The organism is Pseudooceanicola antarcticus (assembly GCF_900215355.1).
GTDB classification, from domain to species: Bacteria; Pseudomonadota; Alphaproteobacteria; order Rhodobacterales; family Rhodobacteraceae; genus Pseudooceanicola; species Pseudooceanicola antarcticus.
The window spans coordinates 79,518-101,662 of sequence record NZ_OBEA01000001.1; the positions used below are offsets into that span (position 1 = coordinate 79,518).

The 22,145-nt window shown below is 67.7% G+C and carries 25 protein-coding genes; 11 read left to right on the forward strand and 14 right to left on the reverse strand.

Features of this window, described 5'->3' with window-relative positions:
- Positions 1 to 25: 25 nt before the first annotated feature.
- The 3 genes from CRO50_RS00380 to sfsA all read right to left on the reverse strand — a co-directional run bounded on the left by CRO50_RS00380 (position 26) and on the right by sfsA (position 2,196).
- On the reverse strand, positions 26 to 511 hold the full coding sequence (locus CRO50_RS00380; protein ID WP_097143896.1) for a DUF6653 family protein: 486 nt from the start codon (positions 509 to 511) through the stop codon (positions 26 to 28).
- 1 nt (position 512) lies between these two features.
- Positions 513 to 1,307, reverse strand: a complete 795-nt coding sequence (gene map, locus CRO50_RS00385; protein WP_097143897.1) for a type I methionyl aminopeptidase — start codon at positions 1,305 to 1,307, stop codon at positions 513 to 515.
- Positions 1,308 to 1,482: 175 nt separating this feature from the next.
- Entirely contained in the window at positions 1,483 to 2,196 is a 714-nt protein-coding gene (gene sfsA / locus CRO50_RS00390; RefSeq protein WP_097143898.1) for a DNA/RNA nuclease SfsA, read from the reverse strand.
- Between the two features lie 48 nt (positions 2,197 to 2,244).
- Here sfsA and CRO50_RS00395 point away from each other — a divergent pair, with 48 nt between their 5' ends.
- Genes CRO50_RS00395 through CRO50_RS20440 form a run of 4 tightly spaced genes read left to right on the forward strand, consistent with a single transcriptional unit; the run spans position 2,245 to position 5,254 of the window.
- On the forward strand, positions 2,245 to 2,967 hold the full coding sequence (locus CRO50_RS00395; RefSeq protein ID WP_097143899.1) for a competence/damage-inducible protein A: 723 nt from the start codon (positions 2,245 to 2,247) through the stop codon (positions 2,965 to 2,967).
- Entirely contained in the window at positions 2,964 to 3,695 is a 732-nt protein-coding gene (locus tag CRO50_RS00400) for a GNAT family N-acetyltransferase (protein WP_097143900.1), read from the forward strand. The genes CRO50_RS00395 and CRO50_RS00400 overlap by 4 nt, the downstream gene beginning before the upstream one ends.
- A gap of 19 nt (positions 3,696 to 3,714) precedes the next feature.
- Positions 3,715 to 4,278, forward strand: coding sequence for a peroxidase-related enzyme (locus tag CRO50_RS00405; RefSeq protein WP_097143901.1), 564 nt, complete (start codon positions 3,715 to 3,717; stop codon positions 4,276 to 4,278).
- 1 nt (position 4,279) lies between these two features.
- A complete protein-coding gene (locus CRO50_RS20440) occupies positions 4,280 to 5,254 on the forward strand; it encodes an OmpA family protein (RefSeq protein ID WP_097143902.1) in 975 nt (324 codons plus the stop codon).
- Positions 5,255 to 5,346: 92 nt separating this feature from the next.
- On the opposite strand, the gene CRO50_RS00415 is transcribed toward CRO50_RS20440, so the two are convergent.
- The 5 genes from CRO50_RS00415 to ilvD all read right to left on the reverse strand — a co-directional run bounded on the left by CRO50_RS00415 (position 5,347) and on the right by ilvD (position 10,289).
- Positions 5,347 to 6,252, reverse strand: a complete 906-nt coding sequence (locus tag CRO50_RS00415; RefSeq protein WP_097143903.1) for a LysR family transcriptional regulator — start codon at positions 6,250 to 6,252, stop codon at positions 5,347 to 5,349.
- A 173-nt stretch (positions 6,253 to 6,425) separates the two neighbouring features.
- On the reverse strand, positions 6,426 to 6,812 hold the full coding sequence (locus CRO50_RS00420; RefSeq protein ID WP_097143904.1) for a hypothetical protein: 387 nt from the start codon (positions 6,810 to 6,812) through the stop codon (positions 6,426 to 6,428).
- Between the two features lie 13 nt (positions 6,813 to 6,825).
- Positions 6,826 to 7,599: a DUF6478 family protein gene (locus tag CRO50_RS00425; RefSeq protein WP_097143905.1), complete on the reverse strand. Its 774-nt coding sequence runs from the start codon at positions 7,597 to 7,599 to the stop codon at positions 6,826 to 6,828.
- Between the two features lie 73 nt (positions 7,600 to 7,672).
- Entirely contained in the window at positions 7,673 to 8,545 is an 873-nt protein-coding gene (locus CRO50_RS00430; protein WP_097143906.1) for a hypothetical protein, read from the reverse strand.
- Positions 8,532 to 10,289: a dihydroxy-acid dehydratase gene (gene ilvD / locus CRO50_RS00435; protein ID WP_097143907.1), complete on the reverse strand. Its 1,758-nt coding sequence runs from the start codon at positions 10,287 to 10,289 to the stop codon at positions 8,532 to 8,534. The genes CRO50_RS00430 and ilvD overlap by 14 nt, the downstream gene beginning before the upstream one ends.
- Positions 10,290 to 10,545: 256 nt before the next feature.
- On the opposite strand from ilvD, the gene CRO50_RS00440 reads away from it, so the two are divergent.
- The 4 genes from CRO50_RS00440 (at position 10,546) to CRO50_RS00455 (ending at position 14,673) form a co-directional block, all read left to right on the forward strand.
- Entirely contained in the window at positions 10,546 to 11,397 is an 852-nt protein-coding gene (locus CRO50_RS00440) for a CPBP family intramembrane glutamic endopeptidase (protein WP_097143908.1), read from the forward strand.
- Complete coding sequence (locus CRO50_RS00445; protein WP_097143909.1) at positions 11,394 to 12,332, forward strand: CPBP family intramembrane glutamic endopeptidase; 939 nt, start codon at positions 11,394 to 11,396, stop codon at positions 12,330 to 12,332. The genes CRO50_RS00440 and CRO50_RS00445 overlap by 4 nt, the downstream gene beginning before the upstream one ends.
- A gap of 62 nt (positions 12,333 to 12,394) precedes the next feature.
- Complete coding sequence (accD, locus tag CRO50_RS00450) at positions 12,395 to 13,381, forward strand: acetyl-CoA carboxylase, carboxyltransferase subunit beta (protein ID WP_097143910.1); 987 nt, start codon at positions 12,395 to 12,397, stop codon at positions 13,379 to 13,381.
- Entirely contained in the window at positions 13,378 to 14,673 is a 1,296-nt protein-coding gene (locus CRO50_RS00455) for a bifunctional folylpolyglutamate synthase/dihydrofolate synthase (RefSeq protein WP_097143911.1), read from the forward strand. The genes accD and CRO50_RS00455 overlap by 4 nt, the downstream gene beginning before the upstream one ends.
- Before the next feature lie 368 nt (positions 14,674 to 15,041).
- Here CRO50_RS00455 and zapE read toward each other — a convergent pair whose 3' ends face one another.
- Complete coding sequence (zapE, locus tag CRO50_RS00460) at positions 15,042 to 16,118, reverse strand: cell division protein ZapE (protein WP_097143912.1); 1,077 nt, start codon at positions 16,116 to 16,118, stop codon at positions 15,042 to 15,044.
- Between the two features lie 126 nt (positions 16,119 to 16,244).
- On the opposite strand from zapE, the gene CRO50_RS00465 reads away from it, so the two are divergent.
- Positions 16,245 to 17,489: an MFS transporter gene (locus CRO50_RS00465; protein WP_097143913.1), complete on the forward strand. Its 1,245-nt coding sequence runs from the start codon at positions 16,245 to 16,247 to the stop codon at positions 17,487 to 17,489.
- On the opposite strand, the gene CRO50_RS00470 is transcribed toward CRO50_RS00465, so the two are convergent.
- From CRO50_RS00470 to CRO50_RS00490, 5 genes are read right to left on the reverse strand one after another with little or no spacing between them, the layout of a single operon-like run.
- Positions 17,486 to 18,424 carry an alpha/beta fold hydrolase gene (locus CRO50_RS00470; protein WP_097143914.1) on the reverse strand — a complete coding sequence of 313 codons (939 nt, stop codon included), beginning with the start codon at positions 18,422 to 18,424 and terminating at the stop codon, positions 17,486 to 17,488. The genes CRO50_RS00465 and CRO50_RS00470 overlap by 4 nt on opposite strands.
- Positions 18,421 to 19,335, reverse strand: a complete 915-nt coding sequence (locus tag CRO50_RS00475; protein ID WP_097143915.1) for an ornithine cyclodeaminase family protein — start codon at positions 19,333 to 19,335, stop codon at positions 18,421 to 18,423. Before CRO50_RS00475 ends, CRO50_RS00470 begins: the two co-directional genes overlap by 4 nt.
- Positions 19,332 to 19,961 carry an HAD-IA family hydrolase gene (locus CRO50_RS00480; protein ID WP_097143916.1) on the reverse strand — a complete coding sequence of 210 codons (630 nt, stop codon included), beginning with the start codon at positions 19,959 to 19,961 and terminating at the stop codon, positions 19,332 to 19,334. The genes CRO50_RS00475 and CRO50_RS00480 overlap by 4 nt, the downstream gene beginning before the upstream one ends.
- A 7-nt stretch (positions 19,962 to 19,968) precedes the next feature.
- On the reverse strand, positions 19,969 to 20,430 hold the full coding sequence (locus CRO50_RS00485) for a YaiI/YqxD family protein (protein ID WP_097143917.1): 462 nt from the start codon (positions 20,428 to 20,430) through the stop codon (positions 19,969 to 19,971).
- Positions 20,427 to 21,119, reverse strand: coding sequence for a nitroreductase family protein (locus CRO50_RS00490; protein ID WP_097143918.1), 693 nt, complete (start codon positions 21,117 to 21,119; stop codon positions 20,427 to 20,429). Before CRO50_RS00490 ends, CRO50_RS00485 begins: the two co-directional genes overlap by 4 nt.
- 119 nt (positions 21,120 to 21,238) lie before the next feature.
- On the opposite strand from CRO50_RS00490, the gene CRO50_RS00495 reads away from it, so the two are divergent.
- Together CRO50_RS00495 and CRO50_RS00500 are read left to right on the forward strand one after the other, a co-directional pair.
- Positions 21,239 to 21,868: a TetR/AcrR family transcriptional regulator gene (locus CRO50_RS00495; protein WP_097143919.1), complete on the forward strand. Its 630-nt coding sequence runs from the start codon at positions 21,239 to 21,241 to the stop codon at positions 21,866 to 21,868.
- Positions 21,868 to 22,122 carry an I78 family peptidase inhibitor gene (locus CRO50_RS00500; RefSeq protein ID WP_097143920.1) on the forward strand — a complete coding sequence of 85 codons (255 nt, stop codon included), beginning with the start codon at positions 21,868 to 21,870 and terminating at the stop codon, positions 22,120 to 22,122. The genes CRO50_RS00495 and CRO50_RS00500 overlap by 1 nt, the downstream gene beginning before the upstream one ends.
- The last annotated feature ends 23 nt before the right edge of the window (positions 22,123 to 22,145 follow it).

The window sequence follows — 22,145 nt, forward strand, 5'->3', positions numbered from 1 at the left end:
GTGGGTGAAACCCAGGGTCCGGCCTTCAGGTCTCGCCTGCCATGTCCTGCCGCAGCCAGACCATGCGGTCGAGGAACCACAGTTTCGCGCCCATGGCCAGGACCAGCCCGGCGGCGGTCCAGCCGGGGGACAGCACCCAGAGGCCGAAGCCCAGCACCACGGCACCGAGACCCGAGAACGCCGATAGGATCATCGCCACGCGCGCGTGATGGGCGGGGATGGGCGCCTTCCGACGCGCCAGCCAGAGGCGTTCGCCCAGCACGCCGCGCGACATCCAGTTGTCGGTGCGGCGCGGCACCGGGAAGAGGCGCGGGTTCAGCCAGGTCCAGAGCAGCACCAGCACCACCGGTGCCCAGGCCCAGGCGCCGATCCAGACCCGCGACCAGATCGCCAGTGACAGCAGCGGAAGCGTGGCAAGGCGGCTCCAGCCCGACCAGGGGTTCGCATGGCGCGCCCAGGCGGCCTCATCCATCAGCATCAGCCGTTCGGAGAGGCGACCGGGGTCCGCCATCTCACTCGCCGCGATAGGTCGGGTGATAGAGCCCGCCGGGCGAGAGGGTGAAGATCTCGCAGCCGTCCGCCGTCACGCCGATCGAATGCTCGAACTGGGCCGAGAGCGACTTGTCGCGGGTCACCGCGGTCCAGTCGTCCGACAGCACCTTGGTCTCGGGGCGGCCCAGGTTCACCATCGGCTCGATGGTGAAGAACATGCCCTCTTCCAGCACGGCGCCGGTGCCCGGACGGCCGTAGTGCAGCACGTTCGGCGGCGCGTGGAACACGCGGCCCAGGCCATGGCCGCAGAAGTCGCGCACCACCGACATGCGGTGACCCTCGACATAGGCCTGGATGGCGTGGCCGATGTCTCCGAAGGTCTTGCCCGGCTTCACCGTCTCGATGCCGATCATCAGCGCGTCATGGGTGACCTGGATCAGCCGCTCGGACTTGCGGGACAGCTTGCCCGCGACATACATCCGCGAGCTGTCGCCGAACCAGCCATCCAGGATCACCGTCACGTCGATGTTCAGGATGTCGCCGTCCTTCAGCTTCTTCTCGCCCGGAATGCCATGGCAGACCACGTGGTTGATCGAGATGCAGGAGGCGTGGCGGTAGCCCTTGTAGCCGATGGTCGCCGAGGTGGTGCCGTATTCGGTCACCTTTTCCTCGATGAACTTGTCGATCTCTGCGGTGGTGCGGCCCGGCTCGATCAGCGGGATCACGTCATCGAGGATCTGCGCTGCCACGGCACCGGCGCGGCGCATGCCGTCAAAGTCGCCGCTCTCGTGAATGCGGATGCCTTCCCGCGTCATGCGGCCGTTATGTTCCTGTTCCAAAGCCATGTTCCCTGAAAACCTGCCCAAAGGGCGCGCGGGCCACTGGCATCCAGCCCGGAGGGGCGGCGCGGGGCACGATGCGCGTCAGGGGCAGAAATAATAGCTTTTGGCGGGAAAGGCCAGCCAAGGGGCAGCTTGCGACGCCCTGACGCTACGCGGGCACCGGCGGCGCGGGCAGCGCGGCGCCAAGGGTGATCTCTTCGGGCGTGATGTTGCAGCCGAAGGCCAGGCACTCGACCCCGGCGGCGCGCGCGGCGGCGAAGCCTGCGGCATAGGCCGGGTCGATGTCGGCGGCCAGCGCCGTGGCCTCGGCATCCGAGCGTTGCACGAGGTAGAGCATCACCGCGCGCCGGCCTTCGGACACCACTTGCGCAAGCTCCCGCAGATGCTTCAGCCCGCGCGCGGTCACGCTGTCGGGAAACTCGGCCAGGCCCGGCTGGCGCGAGAGGGTGATGGATTTCACCTCGACATAGCAATCCGGGCGGGCCGGGTCCCTCAGCAGGAAGTCGATGCGGCTCTTCTCGCCATATTTCTGCTCGGGCAGCACCTGGGCATAGCCCTCAAGCCCCGGCACCTGCCCCGCCATCAGCGCCTCGCGCAGCGCACGGTTCGGCACCGAGGTATCGACGCCGGTGAAATGCCCACCCGGATGCTCGACCAGGCGCCAGCCGAATTTCAGCTTCTTCTTCGGGTCGTCATTGGGCTCGACCCAGATCCGCATCCCCGGCTCCGCCAGCCCCATCATCGAGCCGGGATTGGCGCAATGAGCCACGTGTTCGCTGCCATCCTCCAGCCGGATATCGGCAAGGAAGCGCTTGTAGCGGCGCAACAGCGTGGCGGGCACAAGAGGGGTTTGAAAGCGCATGTGGCGGGCCTATAGCTTTGAGCAACCACCAGAACAGGGAGAGGTGACATGGGCAACCCGAAAGCCGCGATGATCGTGATCGGCGACGAGATCCTGTCGGGCCGCACGCGGGATGCGAACATGCACCACCTGGCCCAGGCGCTGACCAAGATGGGCATCGACCTCTGCGAGGCGCGCTTTGTCTCGGACGACGAAGCGGCCATCGTGAGCGCCGTGCAGGAGCTCTCGCAGCGCTGCGACCATGTCTTTACCTCGGGCGGGATCGGGCCCACCCACGACGATATCACCGCCGATTGCGTGGCCCGCGCCTTCGACCGCCCCATCGACGTGCGCGATGATGCCCGCGCGCTGCTCGAGGCCCATTGGAACGCCCGCGGCGTCGAGATCAACGAGGCCCGGCTGCGCATGGCGCGCATTCCCGAAGGCGCGCGGCTGATCGACAACCCGGTCTCCATCGCGCCGGGCTTCACCATCGAGAACGTCCATGTCATGGCCGGTGTCCCCAGCGTCTTCGAGGCCATGGTCGCCACGGTGCTGCCGCAGCTGACCGGGGGCAAGCCGCTGCTCAGCCAGTCCCTGCGCATCGAGCGCGGAGAAGGCGAGATCGCCGGCCCGCTGTCCGCCCTGGCCAAGCGCCACCCGCAGCTCTCCATCGGCTCCTATCCGTTCCAGCGCGACGGGGTCTACGGGGCCAATATCGTCATCCGTGGCACCGAGGGTGCCGAGGTCGACGCGGCCATGGCCGAACTGGCCGACCTCTTCCCCGCATGAGCGCCGATCGCACGCCAGAGCTGATGGCCGTGGTGGATGCCACCTGGCCGCCGGCAGAGACAATCGAGGCCAGCCCCTTCGTGCTGCGCCGGGGCGGGGGTGGCGGCAAGCGGGTCTCTTCGGCCTCTGCCATGCGCGACGGGATCACGCAGGCAGAGATCGACGCCGCCGAGGCCGCCATGCGGGCGATGGCGCAACAGCCGCTCTTCTCGATCCGCCCCGGAGACGAGGCCCTGGACGCAGCCCTTCAGGCGCGCGGCTACGAGGTGGTCGACCCGGTCTGGATCTACGTCATCCCCGCCGCCACCCTGGCCGCCCTGCCCAAGCGTGGCGAAGAGCGCGTCAGCGTCCCCGCCTGGGAACCCCTGGCCATGCAGCGAGAGATCTGGGCGGCGGGCGGCATCGGCCCCTCGCGGATCGCGGTGATGCAGCGGGTGAGCGGGGCCAAGACCTCTCTCATCGGGCGGTTCGACAATGCGCCGGGCGGCACGGCCTTCGTGGCGCTCTCGGGCGGGATCGCCATGCTGCACGCGCTCGAGGTGCTGCCCGAGGCGCGCGGCCGCGGCATGGGCCGGGCGATGATGATCGACGCGGCGAAATGGGCGGTGGCGCAGGGCGCGCAGGAATTCTCGGTCGTGGTGACCCGGCAAAACACTGGCGGAAATGCGCTTTACCGCTCGCTCGGCATGGAACAGGTGGGGCAGTACCATTACCGTCTGCTCTCATGAACGGGAGGAGACCCAGACCATGACAGACCAGGTGACAGCCCTCGACCTGCCGATGCAGGAGCCGCTGCCGGACCGGACGCAGAAGTATTTCGACATCTGCCAGGAAAAGCTGGGAATGGTGCCCAATGTGCTGAAGGCCCATGCCTTCGACATCCCCAAGCTGGAAGCCTTCACCGCGCTCTACAACGACCTGATGCTGGGCGAGAGCGGGCTTTCCAAGCTCGAACGCGAGATGATCGCCGTGACGGTCAGCGCCATCAACCATTGCTTCTACTGCCTGACCGCCCATGGCGCGGCGGTGCGCGAGATGGGTGATCCCGAGCTGGGCGAGATGATGGTGATGAACTGGCGCGTGGCCGATCTGCCCGCCCGCCAGCGCGCCATGCTGGCCTTCACGGTGCAGGTGACCGAGGCCTCCTCCACCATCGAGGAAGCCGACCGGCAGGTGCTGCGCGACCACGGTTTCAGCGACCGCGACATCTGGGACATCGCCAACGTCGCAGGCTTCTTCAACATGACCAACCGGATCGCCAGCGCGGTGGATATGCGTCCGAACCCGGAATACCACGGCATGGCGCGCTGACATGGGGGCGGGGCGGTCCCTTCTCTGCGCGGCCCTGCTCGGCGCCGGCTGCCTGGCCGGACCGGGCACCGCCCAGCCCTTCGGCCCCCTGCCCTATGCCGCCACCGCCGCCTTCGACGAGACCGAGAGCCCCGACAGCTACGACTTCCCCACGGGTCCCGCCGAGGGCCGCCAGCCCCCGCCCATGGCGCGGGCAGAGGGGCGCATCACCCGCCGCGCCTGGCAGGTCACCGGCGCCAACACCACGCTGCAACTGCTGAGCCCCCTGCGCGAGGCGCTGCTTGCCGAGGGCTGGGAGATCCTGCTCGACTGCAAGACCCGCGCCTGCGGCGGCTTCAACTTCCGCTTCGCCGTCGAGGTCCTGCCGGCCCCGGCGATGAACGTCGATCTTTTCGACTTCCGCGCCCTCTCGGCCCGTCGCGGCGACGAGCGTCTCTTGCTGCTGATCAGCCGCGGCGCGGGCACGGGCTTTGTGCAGATGGTCCATGCCGGCCCCGCCGGGCCCAGCCCCCTGCCCGCCCCCGGCACCGAACCTGGCCCCATACCCGACCCGGCAATCGCCGCAGACCCCCTGCCCCAAAGCCCCCCCGGTGACCCCGAGGCCCTGCTGCCGCATCTGCTGACCGAGGGGCGCGCGGTGCTGGAAGACCTGCGCTTCGCCACCGGCGCCACCGAGCTTGCGGCCGAAACCCCGGCCTCGCTCACCGCGCTTGCCGCCCTGCTGACCAATGACCCCAGCCTGCGCCTGCTGCTGGTCGGCCATACCGACAGCGAAGGCGACCTCGAGACCAACCGCGCCCTGTCGCAACGCCGCGCCGAGGCCGTGCGGCAGCGCCTGATCACCCTCGGCGCCGCGCCGGAGCGGATCGAGGCCCATGGCGTCGGCTACCTCGCCCCCCGCGCGCCCAACACCACCGAAGAGGGCCGCCGCGCCAACCGGCGGGTGGAAGCGGTGCTGTTGCCTGCGGGGGCCTGAAGACCAAGCCTGCACAAAAGAAAACCCCGACCTCTGGGGCCGGGGTACGAGGTCCGTGACTGAGACACGGGGGAGGAAACTGGAGGCCGGAGCTACCAGCTGAGCGGGCCCTTGTCCTGGAAGGCATCGACCAGGAAGTCGATGAAGGCGCGGACCTTGGGCTGGGTGAAGCGGCCCGGCGGGTAGACGGCGTAGATGCCCTGCACCTCGACCGGCAGATCGGGGATCGCGTCCTCGACCAGCCCGTCGCGCAGGGCCTCGTGGTAGAGGAATGACGGCAGGTAGGCGATGCCAAGGCCCGAGATCGCGGCGTTCAGCAGCGATTGCCCGTCATTCACCGAAAGCCAGCCGGCGGTGCGGATCTGGCGCTTCTCGCCCGAGGGCGCGGTCAGCTTCCAGACATTGCCCGAGGCCTGCGACGAGTAGTGCAGCAGCTTGTGCTCGTTCAGGTCGTCGATCTTGGAGGGGCGGCCGTATTTCTCGAAATAGGCGGGGCTGGCGATCATGCGGAAGGCGGTCTCGGTCAGCTTGCGGGCGCGCAGCGAGCTGTCTTCCAGCTCTCCGATGCGGATCGCCATGTCGAAGCCTTCCGAGATCAGCTCGACGTAGCGGTTGTTCAGCACCATGTTGACGGTGATCTCGGGGAATTCGCGCAGGAACTCTCCCAGCACCGGGGACAGGTGATTGACGCCGAAATCCGTGGCGACCGAGATCCGCAGCAGCCCGGAGGGCGCGGATTGCATCGAGGTCACCAGCGCATCGGCTTCGCCCGCGTCGTTCAGCACGCGGCGGGCGCGGTCGTAGTAGGCCAGGCCGATCTCGGTCGGCGAGACGCGGCGGGTGGTGCGATTGAGCAGGCGGGCACCAAGGCGCGCCTCCAGAGAAGACACATGTTTGGAGACGGCGGACTTGGAAATCCCCATCTTCTTCGCCGCATCGGTGAACCCACCCTGGTCCACCACCGTGGCGAAAGCCTCCATTTCGGTAAGACGATCCATATTTCGCGTTCCGTCACACTTCCTGCACAGCGACGTTTATTGGCGTCGATCAAGGCACAAAAGGGGCAGACTGCCGACAATATCGGGGTTTTGTCGCGTATCGTTTATTGCGAGGAAACAAGTTTCCGGTTGAGCACCCGCCTGATCGCGCAACCCAAGGCAGAAAGATGCACTCAGGCGTCGCCACTTTCCACGCAATGACGGCGGAAGGCGCGCTTCAGCATGTCGAGCTCGGCGCGCAGCAGCGTGACCTCGGCCTGCAGGGTGTCCGAGAGCATCTCTCCGGCAAGGATGCAGAAGGAATTGAGCACCCGATTCTCGTCGGCGCGGTCGCGGATCACGAAGACCTGCATCCCGTCCGAGATCGCCTCGGGGGGAATCGGCACCCGCAGGGTCCAGCGGCCCGTGCCCTCGGCGGCATGGACCTCGACATTCTCGATACGGTGGTCATCGACCAGCACCTCGATCTGCGGCGCGGGCGCGGTTTCGGGCACGGTCAGCACGCCCTCCCACTTGCCGTCCAGCAGGCGCGTCTTGGTCAGGGTGGTCTGGCTGGTCATCGGCGTGCTCCGGTCACAGGGCGGCCCGCGGGCGGCGAGAGAAGGTGAGGTCGCGCAGGGTGACCTCGTTCATCTGCGGGCTCTCGAAGATCAGGTCGACCCAGGCCCGCTCGATGCGCTTCTCGTTGATGTTGGAATAGGCCAGGTCGAACTCGACCATGTGCTCGCTCTCGTGCAGAGGCAGCTCGCGCACCAGCTGCTCGGTGTTGGGGCCGTGCTTGATGTTGAGGCGGGCGAAGATCTCGAGCGGCTTTTCCACCTGCACCATGGGATCGAGACGGATCAGGTGGTTCCGGGTCAGCCCCTTCAGCCCGGCCTCGGGCAGGTTCACCACCAGCGACAGGAAGGAGCCGTCGAAGCCGAAGACATCCATGCGCAGCGCATAGGGGGCCAGGTCGCTTGCGCGCAGGTTGCGCAGCTGGCGCAGGGTCAGCTCAGAGGTCTTGCAATCATGGAACAGGGTCAGCTCTTCACCCAGCTGCTCGCCCGAGGCCACGGCGGTCAGCCCCGGCCGCGCCAGCGGGCCGCGCCAGGCCTGGGGACGCCAGGACCAGTCGGTGCCATGGGGCACCGGGAAGGCGGTCGAGCCGATGGCGGGCAGGCCAAGGCGGCTGTCGGCGACATGGATCAGCTGGTCGAGCTGGGCACGCAGTTCGCGCGCCTGGGTGCGCTGGCCGCGCAGCTCGGACAGGGGCGCTTCGGCCACGCGCCGGGCGCGGCTGCGCCAGCGCGACAACTCGCTGCGGTTCACCAGCCTGCCAAGGAATGTCTTGCGCAATCCTGCCATGGGTCCTGTCTTCAAGCCTGCCTATGCCGCGAAAGCCTATCTGATGCCCGGCGCGAAACAAGATGCGGGCGGCTCATTCCGCCGCCGGATCTTCACCTTCGGCCATGGAGGGGGCATTCAGGGTCGAGCCCAGCCCCGGCGTCTGATCCTCGAGCGCCGGCGCGGCGGCGGTGAGCTCCTGGTTGGCGGGCCCGTCGGGGCTGGCGGCGCGGATCGCCCGCGCCATGGCCAGCAGCAGCGACCGGCCGCCAAGCCCGGCGACCGAGCTGTCCTGGGGGCCATAGGCCGCCAGCGTCACCGCCTGGCCGTTCAGGGTGAAGACCGCGCGCCACTGCCGGGGGTCGGCCCCGCGCACCAGCGCATCGCCGCCCTGGCCCAGGTGCAGAAGCCGCACCTCGCCGCGGTCGAGATATTCCAGCACCTCGAGCGCCGCCATGTCGCGGGCCAGCGCCTGGGCGTCGGGGAGCTCTCCGTCGAAGGGGGTCACGGTGGCGGTAAGCAGGGCCAGCGCCACCGGGCTGCCCATCTCGCCGCCCGAGAGGATGTCGCAGCGGGCCAGCAGCGCGAAGGTGCGCTTGCTGTCGCTCTTCAGGCTGCGGCCTTCGATGCAATAGTCCTCGGGGCCGCGGATCACCACGTTGCCACTTGCCGCCTGGGCGGTGACCAGCACCGGCCCCATGGGGCGGCGCAGCGACGAGAAGATGCCAAGGCCGCCGCCGTTCTCGACCTTTCGGAAGGCCCCGCCGCCCGGCGCACCGGGCGTATCGAGGCAGCCGGAAAGAGCGAGACAGGCCGCAAGCGCCGCAAGCGGCCGCGCCGCCGGACGCAACGCACGCAGACGGGTCACGAAACGAGCCGGCGCGCTCTCGCGGCCGGCCATGGCTTCGGGCAGGAAACGGGCCGGCGCGCTCTCGCGCCCGGCCCGGTTCTGATCAGAGATCGGCATAGACATGCTTCTCGGCCTTGCCGCCGGGGTGGGTCACCGCGCCCAGGTAGGTGCTGCCCACCTGCTGAGCGTATTTCCACAGCGCGCCAGAGGCATAGATGGTGTCGCGCGGGCCTTTCCACTCGGCCTTGCGGGCTTCCAGCTCGGCTTCGGACAGATCCACGTCGATGGCGCCCTTGATGGCGTCGATGGTGATCATGTCGCCATCCTTCAGCAGGGCGATCGGGCCGCAATGGGCCGCTTCGGGGCCGACGTGACCGACGCAGAAGCCGCGGGTCGCGCCCGAGAAACGGCCGTCGGTGATCAGCGCCACCTTCTTGCCCATGCCCTGGCCCGAGAGGGCCGCGGTGGTGGCCAGCATCTCGCGCATGCCGGGGCCGCCCGAGGGGCCCTCGTTGCGGATGACGATGACTTCGCCTTCCTTGTACTCGCGCTTCTGCACGGCGGCGAAGGCGTCTTCCTCGCATTCAAAGACGCGGGCCGGGCCGGTGAAGACCTGCTGGTCCTCGGCCATGCCCGCCACCTTCACGATGGCGCCTTCGGGGGCGATGTTGCCCTTCAGGCCCACGACGCCACCGGTCTTGGTGATCGGCTTGTCGATGGGGAAGATGACGCGGCCGTCGGCCTCGCGGGTGATCAGGTCCAGCTCTTCGCCAAGGGAGCGGCCCGAGGCGGTCATGCAGTCCTCGTAGATCAGGCCGGCCTTGCGCAGCTCCTTCATCACCACGGGCACGCCGCCGGCGTCGAAGAGATCCTTGGCAACATAGGTGCCGCCGGGCTTCAGGTCGACGAAGTAGGGGGTCTCGCGGAAGATGTCGCAGACGTCGGTCAGGTCGAAGTCGATCCCGGCCTCATGCGCGATGGCCGGCAGGTGCAGACCGGCATTGGTCGAACCGCCGGTGCAGGCCACGACGCGGGCCGCGTTGATCAGGCTTTCCTTGGTGACGATGTCACGGGCGCGGATGTTCTTCTCGATCAGGTGCATCACGGCTCGGCCAGAGGCCTCACCATACTGGTCGCGGCTCTCGTAGGGCGCGGGCATGCCGGAAGAGTTCATCAGCGCCAGGCCGATGGCCTCGGAGACGCAGGCCATGGTGTTGGCGGTGAACTGGCCACCGCAGGCCCCGGACGAGGGGCAGGCGACGCGCTCGAGCATGTCCAGCGCGGCAGAGGACATCTGCTCGTTCTGGTGACGGCCGACGGCCTCGAACATGTCCTGGACGGTCAGGTCACGGGTGCGGAAATCCTCGGGGATCTCGTCGACCTGGGGCGCCTTGCCCGGCAGGATCGAGCCACCGTAGATGAAGACGGAAGGCACGTTCAGACGCACCATGGCCATCATCATGCCCGGCAGCGACTTGTCGCAGCCCGCCAGGCCCACCACGGCGTCGTAGCAGTGGCCACGCATGGTCAGCTCGACGGTGTCGGCGATGGCTTCGCGCGAAGCCAGCGAAGAGCGCATGCCCTCGTGGCCCATGGCGATGCCGTCGGTGACGGTGATGGTGGTGAATTCGCGCGGCGTGCCCTCTGCGGCCTTCACGCCCAGCTTCACGGCCTGGGCCTGGCGGTTGAGCGCGATGTTACAGGGCGCGGCCTCGTTCCAGCAGGTGGCGACACCGATCAGGGGGCGGTGAATCTCGTCCTCCGAGAGGCCCATGGCATAGAGATAGGACCGATGCGGTGCCCGCGCCGGACCTTCGGTCACGTGACGGCTGGGCAGTTTGGACTTGTCGAACTTCGTCATGGAAGCGGCTCCCCCGAGATCTTTTGGCTGGCATGGGGATAAATGACGCATGGGCGCCGCACAAGGGCGATTGCACGGCGGCGATTGCACGGCCCGTGGCCGCGGGGCAATGCCGCCGTCCCGGGCGGCCGAACGCGCGCGCCGACACACGGCGAGGCAATCGGGCGGGCAATCGGGTGGGCGATCACTCCTCACCCGCCCCTGCGGCAACGATGGGCGATTGCGGGCAGGATGACGCGGCGCTAGCTTGCGGCGCATGAGCCCCGACGACCCCACCTCCGCGCCGCGCTGGCAAGACGATCCACCGGCCCTCTGGCGTACCGGCGCGGGGCTTTGCCTCTTCGCGGTGCTCTACTCGGTGCTGATCGGGCTGTGGTTCGTGGCCGCCACGCCACCGCTGGCCCGGCTGCTGCCCGGACCGCAGGCGCTTAGCCTGCTGATGCTCTATTCCTTCGCCACCGCGCTGCTGGCCCTGGCGCTGGTGATGTGGCTGCTGCACGGGCGCGGACCGGGCACGGTCGCGGGGGCGCCGGGCCTCCTTCTGCGGCAGGCGCTGCGGGTGGCGCTCTACGTGCTGCCGGTGATCGCGGTGGTGGCCCTGGTGCCCCTGCCCGAGGCCTTCACCCCCTCGCGCAACCTCGAGACCGGGCGCTGGCTGTCGCTTCTGCCGCTGGCCCTCCTGGGGGTCGCCATCCAGATCGCCGCCGAGGAATTCCTCTTCCGCGGCTACCTGCAAAGCCGGTTGCAGGCGCGTTTCCGCCACCGGGGCCTGTGGATCGGTCTGCCGGCGCTGCTCTTCGGCGTCCTGCACTTCGACCTCTCTGCCGGAGACAACGCCCCCTGGTTCGTCCTCTACGCCACGCTCTTCGGTCTCGCCGCGGGCGATCTGACCGCGCGGGCCGGCACGCTTGGCCCGGCACTGGCGCTGCATTTCCTCAACAATGCCATCGCCCTGACCCTGCTGTCCTTCCCCGACGAACTGGGCGGGCTGGCGCTTTTCCACCTGCCGCTGTCCTCCGATGACCCGGCGCTGTTGCAGATGATCCCCATCGAGCTGGCCTCGACCGGAGTGCTCTGGCTGGCCGGACGGGTGGCGCTCGGAAGATGAGAAGCCTGCAACTGCCCCCGCCGCCGCAGGGCTACGAGCCCTACGAGGCGCTCATCGCCCCGGCCCGCGCCAGCGCCCAGCTCTGGCGGCTGGTGCTGGGCCTGGCGATCTGCGAGGCCGCCTTCGCCCTGGCGATCTACGGGTTCGACGAGGCGATGATGATGCTCTCGCCCCGGCTGTCGGACCAGATCTATCGCGGCGACACGCCCCTGGGGCTGATCCTGCAACTGACCTCCTACGGCTTCCTCGGAGCGGCGACGCTCTTCGTGGTCGAGAAGCTGCATGATCGCCAGGCAGGCGATCTCTTCGGTCCCAAGGGCGGCAACCGCTGGTGGCTGCGCCGGGCCTTCGGCGGGGCGATGCTGTTCTACATCGTCATCCAGTTCCTGCCGCCCTGGGGCGATTTCGCCGCGGTCGAAGAGCGTCGCAGCCTCGTGGCCTGGACCCTTACCCTGCCCTTCGGGCTGCTGGCGCTGCTGGTGCAGACCGGTTCGGAAGAGCTGCTCTACCGGGGCTACCTGCAAAGCCAGATCGCCGCGCGCTTCGACAATCCCGCCATCTGGATGGTGCTGCCCAATATCGTCTTCGCCAGCGTCCACTGGTCCGAAACCGCCACCTGGGCCGAGAACTGGCAATATGTCATCTGGGCCTTCTGCTTCGGCCTGGCCTGCTCTGACCTGGTGGCGCGCTCGGGCCGGCTGGTCACGGCCATCGGGCTGCACCTGGCCAATAATGCCTTTGCTTTCATATTCTTCGGCGAAGTGCGCGGGATGGACTCGGGCCTCGCGCTGTTCCTCTTCCCCGAGATCCCCGACATGCCGGACGCCCCCGGCGGCGGCGATCCGGGCGGGCCGATCATCACGCTCCAGCTGCTCATGGAGCTGGCCGTCCTGGCCCTTGCCTGGCTTTCCGCAAGGCTTGCGGTCAGGCGCTGATTGCATTCTGCCTCAAGCCCGCATATCTCAGGGCGCGACGGAAACGCCAAAAAGAGCCCACGATGAACTGGATCAGCAATTACGTCCGGCCGCGGATCAACTCGATCTTCTCTCGCAGGGAAGTGCCCGAGAACCTCTGGTCCAAATGCGACAGCTGCGGGACGATGCTGTTCCACCGGGAGCTGAAAGAGAACCTGAACGTCTGCACCTCCTGCGGGCATCACATGGGGATCTCTCCGCGCGCCCGCTTCAAGTCGCTCTTCGACGGCGGCATCTTCACCCAGGTCGAAGTGCCCGAGCCGGTCGCCGACCCGCTGCACTTCCGTGACCAGAAGAAATACCCCGACCGCATGCGCGAGGCCCGCCGCAAGACGGCCGAGCATGAAGCCATGCTGGTTGCCGAAGGCGAGATCGGCCGCACGCATATCGTCGCCGCCGCGCAGGACTTCAGCTTCATGGGCGGTTCCATGGGGATGTACGTGGGCAATGCGATCATCGCCGCCGCCGAGCGCGCGGTGATGAAGAAATGCCCGCTGATCCTGTTCTCCGCCGCCGGTGGCGCGCGGATGCAGGAAGGCATCCTGTCGCTGATGCAGATGCCCCGCACCACGGTGGCGGTGCAGATGCTGAAGGAAGCGGGCCTGCCCTATATCGTCGTGCTGACCCACCCCACCACCGGTGGCGTGACGGCCTCCTACGCGATGCTGGGCGACGTGCAGATCGCCGAGCCCAATGCGCTCATCTGCTTCGCCGGTCCGCGCGTCATCGAGCAGACCATCCGCGAGCAGCTGCCCGAGGGCTTCCAGCGCGCCGAGTACCTGCTGGACCACGGCATGCTGGACCGCGTGACCCCGCGCCCCAAGATGCGCGAAGAGCTGATCACCATCACCCGCATGCTGCTGGGTCTGCCTCCGGCGGTCATGGGCGATCTGCCGCCCCCGGCCTCCATGGTCGACGAGCTGCCCGAGACCCCCGAGGCCGGAGCAGAAAAGACCGCCTCCGAAGCCGCGCCCGGTGAGGCGCCCCAGGAAAGCCCTGAGAAAAAGTGACCCAGACCGGTTCCGACGCGCTTCTGGCGCGCATGATGCAGCTGCATCCCAAGGTCATCGACCTTTCGCTTGACCGTATCCGCACCCTGCTGGGCCAGCTGGGCCATCCCGAGGCCAGCCTGCCGCCGGTGATCCACCTGGCGGGCACCAATGGCAAGGGCTCGACCCTGGCCATGCTGCGCGCGGGTATCGAGGGCGCGGGGCAAAGCATCCATGCCTATACCTCGCCGCACCTGGTCAGCTTCCACGAGCGCATTCGCCTGTCCGGCAAGCTGATCTCGGAAGAGGCGCTGACCTCGCTGCTGCAAGAGGTGCTGGACACCAACGCCGGCGAGCCGATCACCTTCTTCGAGATCACCAATGCCGCCGCCTTCCTGGCCTATGCCCGCCAGCCCGCGGACTACGTGCTGCTGGAAACCGGCCTGGGCGGGATCTACGATTCCACCAATGTGGTCGATCAGCCCGCGATGACCATCATCACCCCGATCTCCAAGGACCACGAAGGCTTCCTTGGCGATACGCTGGCCAAGATCGCCTGGTCGAAGGCCGGGATCATCAAGCGCGGCGTGCCCTGCGTCGTCGGCCCCCAGCCCGAAGAGGCGCTGGAAGTGATCGAAGAAACCGCCAACCGCCTTGGCGCCCCGCTGCTGGTCTATGGCCAGCACTGGCATGTCAGCGAAGAGCGCGGACGCCTCGTCTTCCAGGACGAGAACGGCCTGCTGGATCTGCCCCTGCCCGCCCTGCGCGGCCCGCACCAGATCCAGAACGCCGGTGCGGCGCTGGCCGCCCTGCGCGCGCTCGGCTTCGACGACACCGCCTGCGAGGCGGCGATGACCGATGCCGAATGGCCCGCCCGCCTGCAGCGCCTGACCGAGGGCCGCCTGGCCCGTCTGGCGCCCGAGGCAGAACTCTGGCTGGATGGCGGTCACAACCCCTCTGCGGGCGAGGCGCTGGCCGAGTTCCTCGGCAGCCTGCCCGAGCGGCCCACGCATCTGATCTGCGGCATGATCAACACCAAGGACGCGGGCGGCTACCTGCGCCCCCTCGCCCCCCATGCCGCCAGCCTGACCACGCTGACCATCCCCGATGAGCCCGCCGCCGTCACGGCCGCCGAACTCGCCGCAAAGGCGTACGAAAGCGGCCATGAGACCCATGAGGGCAGCAGCGTCGAAGAGGCCCTGGCCGCCATTGTGGCAAAGGAGCCCGCGGCGCGTATCCTCTTCTGCGGATCGCTCTATTTCGCCGGTCACGTGCTGCGACGGGACGACGAGGCCCTTTCAGCGCAGGGTTGAGCGCTGGTTGGGCGTTTTTTCCGCACATGAAGAGCGACTCGTAAAGGGTTGATCCGAATCACCTTTCCGAATCGCCAGTTGACCGGCCAGTCAAAAGTGCCGGAAACCTGATTCGTTTGCCATTGACCGATTCGAGATGATTCGCATAAAGTCCTTTTAGATCAGGCATTCATCCGCATGGTACGGGCCGCACAGCAGCCTATCACCGCGTTTCGCACCATGTCGCAGGCTTGGGATCTATCGGGCAGAACCATGGGGGTCGCTAGAACGGCCCCCTTCTGCATTTTCGGACCTTTGCAGTTTCGACCCATTGCATTTCGGGGGCGGCTCGAAGGACGGGGTTCACCCCGCCAACCCACCTTCCGACGCTACGCCTCCTCGGCGCCCCAATCCTTGTCCTGCATCTCGCGCAGACGGCTGGCGGTACGCTCGAACTCGAACACACCCTCGCCCTCCAGGTAGAGGCTTTCGGGCTCATCGGCGGCGGAACAGATCAGCCGCACCTTCGCCTCGTAGAGCGCATCGACCAGCGTCACGAAACGCTTGGCCTCGTTGAAATTGCTGCGCCCGAGGCAGGGGATGTCCTCGAGGATCAGCACCTCGACCGCCTCGGCAATCGCCAGGTAGTCGCCCGGCCCCAGCATGGCCCCGCAGAGGTCATGGAACCGCGCCCGGCCCACGCCCGAGCGATAGGCCGGCAGCACCACCTCGCGGCCCTTGATCTTCAGCACCAATGGCTCCCCCGCGCCCTGCTCTCCGGTCAGGTCGTGCCAATAGGCATCCAGCTGTTCCCGCGCCGCCTTGTTGGCGGGGTGGAAATAGACCTGCGCGCCCGAGAGCCGGTGCTGGCGGTAGTCATGCGGACTGGCCAGCTCATGCACCACCAGCTGCTCCTTGATCAGCGCGATGAAGGGCAGGAAGAGCTGACGGTTCAGCCCGTTCTTGTAGAGATCATCCGGCACCCGGTTCGAGGTGGTCACCACCACCACGCCGGCGGCAAAGAGCGCCTCGAAGAGGCGACCGACGATCATTGCATCGGTGATGTCGGTGATCTGCATCTCGTCGAAGGCCAGCACGCGCAGCTCGGCGGTGATCTTGTCGACCACCGGCTTCAGGCTGTCCTCGACGCCGGCCTTGCGGGCGGCATGCATGCCCTCGTGGATCTCCTGCATGAAGGCGTGGAAGTGGACCCGGCGCACCGGCACGTCCAGCCCCTCGACGAAGAGATCCATCAGCATCGACTTGCCGCGCCCGACACCGCCCCACAGGTAGAGGCCCTTCGGCGCCTCGGGGGCTTTCCTGCGCCCGAAGAAGCCGCGCTTCACCGGGGCCTTCAGCCCTTCGGCGATACGGTCGAACTCGGGCAGGACATGCTCCTGCGCGGGATCGGGGCGGATCTCTCCGCTGGCGACACGGGCGTGGTAGAGGTCGGAAAGGCGCTTCATGCGGCGGTGATAATACGCCACCGCCCGCCGGGAAAGCGCACAATGCGGAATGGCGGCTTTCACAAAGGCTGAATTGACGTGGCAGCATTCCTGCCTAATCTGCCCGCAACCTTCGGAGGACCCCCAATGCAAGCCTCAGCTCGCCTTTTCACCCCCGTGCTGATCGCGGGCTGTCTGATCATCCTCGTCAATTTCGCCATCCGCGCCAGTTTCGGCGTCTTCCAGATCCCGATCGCGGAAGAGTTCAACTGGATGCGCGCCGACTTCAGCCTGGCCATCGCCATCCAGAACCTGGCCTGGGGCATCGGCCAGCCGCTCTTCGGTGCCTTCGCTGAAAAGCTGGGCGACCGGCTGGCAATCATCCTGGGCGCGCTGATCTACTCCGTAGGCCTCGTGCTGTCCTCCTTCGCGGTGACGCCCGAGGCGCATTGGGGCCTCGAGATCCTGGTGGGCTTCGGCATCGCCGGCACCGGTTTCGGCGTCATCCTCGCGGTGGTGGGCCGCGCCTCTTCGGCCGAGAACCGATCCATGTCGCTGGCCATCGCCACGGCGGCGGGCAGCGCGGGCCAGGTCGTCGGCGCGCCGGTGGCGGAATTCCTGCTGGGCATGATGCCCTGGCAGAACGTCTTCCTGGTCTTCGCCGCCGCGATCCTGGCGGTGCTTCTGCTGCTGCCGATGATGCGCACCCAGACGCCGCCTGCCTCCAAGGCAGAGCTGGAAGAGAGCCTGGGCCAGATCCTGCTGCGCGCCGGCAAGGACCCGACCTTCGCGATGATATTCCTCGGCTTCTTCTCCTGCGGCTACCAGCTGGCCTTCATCACCGCCCACTTCCCCGCCTTCGTGACCGAGCTCTGCGGCCCCATTGCCTCGGGCAGCATCCTGGCCAACATCGGGATCGAGACCACCTCGGCGCTCGGCGCCATCGCCATCTCGCTGATCGGGGTGTTCAACATCGGCGGCACGCTGCTGGCGGGCTACCTGGGCAAGACGCTGCCCAAGAAGTACCTGCTGGCAGGCATCTACACCCTGCGCACCATCGTGGCGGGGGTCTTCATCCTGATGCCGATCACGCCCGGTTCCGTGCTGTTGTTCTCCGCCCTGATGGGTGGGCTCTGGCTGGCAACGGTGCCGCTGACGAGCGGTCTGATCGCGCATATCTACGGCATGCGCTACATGGGCACGCTCTATGGCATCGTCTTCCTCAGCCACCAGATCGGCGGCTTCATGGGGGTCTGGCTGGGCGGCAAGATGTACGACATCCACGGCGATTACACGCTGGTCTGGTGGATTGGCGTCGGTGTCGGCGCCTTCTCGGCCCTGATTCACCTGCCGGTACGCGAGGATCGCAGCGAGCGCCCGCTGGCGGCCTAGATCTCTCCGTCTTCCCAGAGCCAGCTGCGGTAGGCCCGTACCAGCTCTTCGGGATGCGAGAGCGGCAGCCAGTGGCCCGCCCCCGGCACCTGCTTGCTGACCGAGGCCCGGTTCCAGCGCGACAGCACCCCCATGCCATCCAGCGGGATGGCCTGGTCCTCTTCGGCCCAGATCGACAGCAGCGGCAGCCCGGCCTTGGCGATCTTGCGATGCTCCAGCTCCTGCGGATCGCGCAGGATGCCGCGCAGGGCGGCCAGCACGGCGGGGGTGAAGCCGCGCCACATGGGCTCCTGCGCCTGCATCCGGGCCTTGGCCTCGGGCACGCCTTCGGCGATGCCGCCACGGGCCGTGCGCCCATGCAGCCAGGGGTACAGCAGGTTGAAAAGCCACTTGCCGCTCACGCCCGCGTCGCGCATCCAGCGGATCAGCCCGGTGGGGTAGCCGCCCATGCCCGCAGGCGCCACCAGCACCAGCTTCTCGATCCGCTCGGGCCGTTCGGCGGCAAAGGCGCTGGCGATGGCCGCGCCCATGGAATAGCCGAAGAGCGTCACCGGCCCCTCGATATCCAGCGCCTCCAGCAGATCCGAAAACTGGGTGGTGAAGAACTGCGCGTCCTGGGCCCCCATGGGCCGGTCGGACCAGCCCCGCCCCAACAGGTCGTAGGTCAGCACGTGATAGCCCATGTCCGCCAGCAGAGGGGCCGCGCGGGACCAGACATAGCCGGGGGTGGTCAGCCCGTGGACGCAGACCAGCACCGGGTTGCCCGGCTCTCCGTACCAGCGGAAATGGGTGCGGCCCTGCGGCAGCTCGGCGATCTCGCCGGGTGTCTGCGCCCGCCGCTCACTGACCTTGGGCCGCATGTCCTCGCGCAGGAAGGGCCCCCAGGCCGCCGCTCCGCCCGCGCAGAGCAGCCAGAGCAGCGGCGCCGCGCTCACTGCGCCGCGCGCCAGGCGTCGAAGATGTAGCGCGAGACCATCAGGTCCAGGTGCGCCCCGCCGCCGTTCTTGAAGAGCGTGATGTCCTCGGGCGCGCGGATGAAGTCCTTCAGCCCGTAGTAATCCGCCACCAGATCGTCTCGGGTGATCGCGCCGCTGTCGAGCGGGATCTGGATCTCGCCGATATGGCCCACGGTGGTGTCGAAGCTGTCGACGAAGATACGGGCACGCTCGAGCGCCGTGTCGTCGGCCTCGCGCATGTCGGGGCGATAGGCGCCGATGAGGTCCACGTGCTGGCCGGCGCGCAGCCATTCGCCCTTCAGCACCGGCTCGGTCGACATGGTGGCACAGGTGACGATATCGGCGCGACCCACGGCCTCGGCCAGATCCGCCACGACCTCGATGCCCGGATAGCGGGCGGCCAGGGCCTCGGCCCCGGCCGGCGTGCGGTTCCAGACCAGGAACTCGGCATTGGGGAAGGCCGCGCCATAGGCCTCGCGCAGCGAGGCGGCGACGGTGCCCGCGCCGACGATCAGGATGACGCGGCTGTCGGGGCGGGCCAGGCGGCGCGCGGCCAGCAGGCTGTCCCCGGCGGTCTTCCACTTGGTGACCAGGTGGAAATCCACGATGGCCTCGAGCTGGCCCGTGCTGTCCGACATCAGGTTCACCGCGCCGTTCACCGCGGGCAGGCCCTGCGCCTTGTTGCCGGGAAAGATCGTCGCCGCCTTCACCGCCACGCCCAGCCCGTCGATCCAGGCCGAGCGGGTCAGCAGCGTGTCGTCGCGCCGGTAGAGGAAGGTATCCCCGATCTCGGCCCTGGGCAGCTCATGCGCTGCGGCCAGCGCATCGGTCAGCTTCAGCCAGTCGAGGATCTTTTCGCCCTCGTCGAAGGAGATCTGGGGAATGCTCATGCGGCCTCTTCTTCGGTCAGCAACCCTTCGGCGACAAGGCGCGCGGCCCAGCCTTCGGGGCCCTCGAAGAGATGGGTGCGCCAGCCACGCGCGGCGGCGGCGGCGATATTGTCGGCCCGGTCATCGGTGAAGATGAGCGAGGCCCCCGACAGGCCAGAGCCCTCTTCCAGCATCTCGTAGATGCGGGGATCGGGCTTGATGACCTCCATGTGACCAGAGATGTAATCCTGGTCGAATTCGTTCAGCACCTCATATTCGGCGGCGGCGGTCCGGTAGGTGCCCTTGCCGAAATTGGTCAGCGAGAAAACCGGGATGCCCTTGGCCCGGAGCGCGCGCAGCAGACGCCAGCTGTGGGGGATCGGCGGGGCGCACATGGTCAGCCAGTCGGCGTGCCAGGTCAGGATCTCTTCGCGGTACTCGGGGTGATCCTCGGCCAGCCGGGCGGCCAGCTCCTCCAGGTCGCCGCCGCGATCGACGCGGTCGTTCATCGCGTGCAGATCGACATTGGCGAAGATCTCGCGCCGCCGCTCTTCGCCGAATTTCCGGTCGTAATGCGCTTCGGGATGCCATTCGACCAGCACGTTGCCGATGTCGAAGACCACTGCCTTGATGGGGGCTTGCGTCATTGAAAGATCAGTTTCCCTTTTTCGCAGCGCTGCGCAGTGCGGTTTCCAGAGCGCTCAGAAAACGAGAGCGGTCGGCCTTTGTAAAGCCCTTGCCCCCGCCGCCGGCGCCCAGAGGATTGGCGGCGCGCAGGTCCGCCATCAGATCGCGCATGGCAAGCTGCTGGCCGATGTTCGCCTCGGTGAACCTCTCGCCGTTGTGGCGCAGGCAGGTGGCCCCCGCGGCGACGCATTTGGCCGCCAGCGGAATGTCACCCGTCACCACAACGTCCGCCGGCCCGGCGCGTTCCGCGATCCACTTGTCGGCCTCGTCCGGCCCCGCGTCGACGATCTGGTGCCGCACATAGGGGTTCTGCGAGGGCCGCAACCCGCCGTTCGAGACCATCCAGACCGTCACCTTGTGACGGGTGGCCACGGTCTCGGCTTCGGTCTTCACCGGGCAGGCATCGGCGTCGATGTAGATGGCGGTCATGTCAGCATCGTCAGGATATCGTCCAGCGGCTTCTTGATCTTTGCCACCGCCGGGATCGTCGCCGTGGGCGAGGGATGGCCCACGGCCAGGATCATCACCGGCTTTTCATGCTCGGGGCGGTCGCAGAGCTCGTTGAGAAAGCGCATCGGATTGGGGGTATGGGTCAGGCAGCTGAGGCCCGCGTTGTGCAGCGCGGTGATCAGGAAGCCCGTGGCAATGCCGACGCTCTCGGGGACGTAGTAATTCTTGTAGCGCACGCCATCCTCGGTCAGCCCGTAGCGCTGCGCGAAGATGACGATCAGCCAGGGGGCCTCTTCCAGGTGGGGCTTGTCGACGCCGGTCCCGATGGGCTCCAGCGCCTGCAGCCACTCGTCCCCGGCACCGCCGGCGTAGAATTTCTCTTCCTCGGCCTCGGCGGCGGCGCGGATCTGCGCCTTCAGCGCAGGCGCGGCGATGGCCGAGAAATGCCAGGGCTGGTGGTTGGCACCCGAGGGGGCGAGACCGGCGGCCGCGATGCATTCGCGGATGACCTCCGCATCGACGGGGCGGTCGCTGAAATCGCGGATCGTGTGCCGGGTCTTCATCAGCGCGTGGAAGGCCTGGGCGGCCTCCAGCATCTGGGCGTCGCTCTTTTCCTCCCGTGCGGGCAGGGGCAGCGGCTCGTAGGCGATCTTGCCTGTGCTGTACATGGGGGCCTCCTCCGTAGTGCGGCGGCGATCATCGCAGGTCGCACGGGGGCGTCAATGGCCCCCCCTTGCCGCGCCGCCGTCCAGGCTGCATTATCCGTCCGTATCTTGGCGGAGGCCACATGGACACCCAGACAGCGCCGACACGGCGCGGGCGCAAATATGACCAGGTTCTCGAAGGGGCGCGGCGCGTCTTCCTGAAGGACGGGTTCGACAATGCCAACGTCGACGAGATCGCCCGCGAGGCGGGGGTGTCGAAGGCCACGCTCTACAGCTACTTCCCCGACAAGCGCCTGCTGTTCTTCGAGATCGCCCGCAGCGAATGTTCCCGCCAGGCCGAAGCCTCGCAGGGGGTGGTGGTGCCGGATCTTCCCGTCGAGGCCCTGCTCATGGGCGCGGCGCGCAAGATCGTCGGCAACCTCGGCTCTCCGATGATGATCTCGATGTTCCGCGTCGCCGCCGCCGAGGCAGGGCGCTTCCCCGAGCTGGCGAAGGAATTCTACGCCAACGGGCCGCAGCTGGCGCAGCGGATGCTGACCTCCTATCTCTGCGGCGCCGCCGAGCGCGGCGATCTGGACATCGCCAACCCCGAGATGGCGGCGGCGCAATTCGCCGAACTCTGCAAGGCCGGGCTGATGCCCAAGCTGCTGTTCGGCATTATCGACCACGTCCCCGAGGCCGAAGCCGAGCTGGTCGCCCGCGAGGCGGTCGAGACCTTCCTGGCCCGCTATGGTCCGAAAAAGGAAAGCTGATGAAACGCCTTATCCTGCCCGCTGCGCTGCTCATGGCGCTGGCAGCCATGTCCCGCGCGCCCGAAACGCCCTGTGGCGCGGATCTCTACGAAGACCTCGTGGGCCAGCAATGGTCCGATAAGTTGCTGCCCGAGCGTGACGCCCCGGTGCGGGTTCTGCGCCCCGGCAGCGTGGCGACCATGGATCACCGCCCGGCGCGGCTGAACATCCACCTCGATGACGAGGGACGGGTCAGCCAGCTGCGTTGCGGCTGACCCAGAGAGCGGCAGGCCCCCAG

Bases quoted from the DNA above. Each gene is read 5' to 3' on its own strand.
- map (WP_097143897.1), bottom strand. From the start codon at position 1,307: ATGACGCGGGAAGGCATCCGCATTCACGAGAGCGGCGACTTTGACGGC.
- CRO50_RS00400 (WP_097143900.1), top strand. From the start codon at position 2,964: ATGAGCGCCGATCGCACGCCAGAGCTGATGGCCGTGGTGGATGCCACC.
- CRO50_RS00430 (WP_097143906.1), bottom strand. From the start codon at position 8,545: ATGCCGATCTCTGATCAGAACCGGGCCGGGCGCGAGAGCGCGCCGGCC.
- CRO50_RS00440 (WP_097143908.1), top strand. From the start codon at position 10,546: ATGAGCCCCGACGACCCCACCTCCGCGCCGCGCTGGCAAGACGATCCA.
- CRO50_RS00415 (WP_097143903.1), bottom strand. From the start codon at position 6,252: ATGGATCGTCTTACCGAAATGGAGGCTTTCGCCACGGTGGTGGACCAG.
- CRO50_RS20440 (WP_097143902.1), top strand. From the start codon at position 4,280: ATGGGGGCGGGGCGGTCCCTTCTCTGCGCGGCCCTGCTCGGCGCCGGC.
- CRO50_RS00475 (WP_097143915.1), bottom strand. From the start codon at position 19,335: ATGAGCATTCCCCAGATCTCCTTCGACGAGGGCGAAAAGATCCTCGAC.
- CRO50_RS00395 (WP_097143899.1), top strand. From the start codon at position 2,245: ATGGGCAACCCGAAAGCCGCGATGATCGTGATCGGCGACGAGATCCTG.
- CRO50_RS00445 (WP_097143909.1), top strand. From the start codon at position 11,394: ATGAGAAGCCTGCAACTGCCCCCGCCGCCGCAGGGCTACGAGCCCTAC.
- CRO50_RS00425 (WP_097143905.1), bottom strand. From the start codon at position 7,599: ATGGCAGGATTGCGCAAGACATTCCTTGGCAGGCTGGTGAACCGCAGC.
- CRO50_RS00380 (WP_097143896.1), bottom strand. From the start codon at position 511: ATGGCGGACCCCGGTCGCCTCTCCGAACGGCTGATGCTGATGGATGAG.
- sfsA (WP_097143898.1), bottom strand. From the start codon at position 2,196: ATGCGCTTTCAAACCCCTCTTGTGCCCGCCACGCTGTTGCGCCGCTAC.
- accD (WP_097143910.1), top strand. From the start codon at position 12,395: ATGAACTGGATCAGCAATTACGTCCGGCCGCGGATCAACTCGATCTTC.
- CRO50_RS00500 (WP_097143920.1), top strand. From the start codon at position 21,868: ATGAAACGCCTTATCCTGCCCGCTGCGCTGCTCATGGCGCTGGCAGCC.
- CRO50_RS00490 (WP_097143918.1), bottom strand. From the start codon at position 21,119: ATGTACAGCACAGGCAAGATCGCCTACGAGCCGCTGCCCCTGCCCGCA.
- zapE (WP_097143912.1), bottom strand. From the start codon at position 16,118: ATGAAGCGCCTTTCCGACCTCTACCACGCCCGTGTCGCCAGCGGAGAG.
- CRO50_RS00480 (WP_097143916.1), bottom strand. From the start codon at position 19,961: ATGACGCAAGCCCCCATCAAGGCAGTGGTCTTCGACATCGGCAACGTG.
- CRO50_RS00405 (WP_097143901.1), top strand. From the start codon at position 3,715: ATGACAGACCAGGTGACAGCCCTCGACCTGCCGATGCAGGAGCCGCTG.
- CRO50_RS00420 (WP_097143904.1), bottom strand. From the start codon at position 6,812: ATGACCAGCCAGACCACCCTGACCAAGACGCGCCTGCTGGACGGCAAG.
- ilvD (WP_097143907.1), bottom strand. From the start codon at position 10,289: ATGACGAAGTTCGACAAGTCCAAACTGCCCAGCCGTCACGTGACCGAA.
- CRO50_RS00465 (WP_097143913.1), top strand. From the start codon at position 16,245: ATGCAAGCCTCAGCTCGCCTTTTCACCCCCGTGCTGATCGCGGGCTGT.
- CRO50_RS00485 (WP_097143917.1), bottom strand. From the start codon at position 20,430: ATGACCGCCATCTACATCGACGCCGATGCCTGCCCGGTGAAGACCGAA.
- CRO50_RS00495 (WP_097143919.1), top strand. From the start codon at position 21,239: ATGGACACCCAGACAGCGCCGACACGGCGCGGGCGCAAATATGACCAG.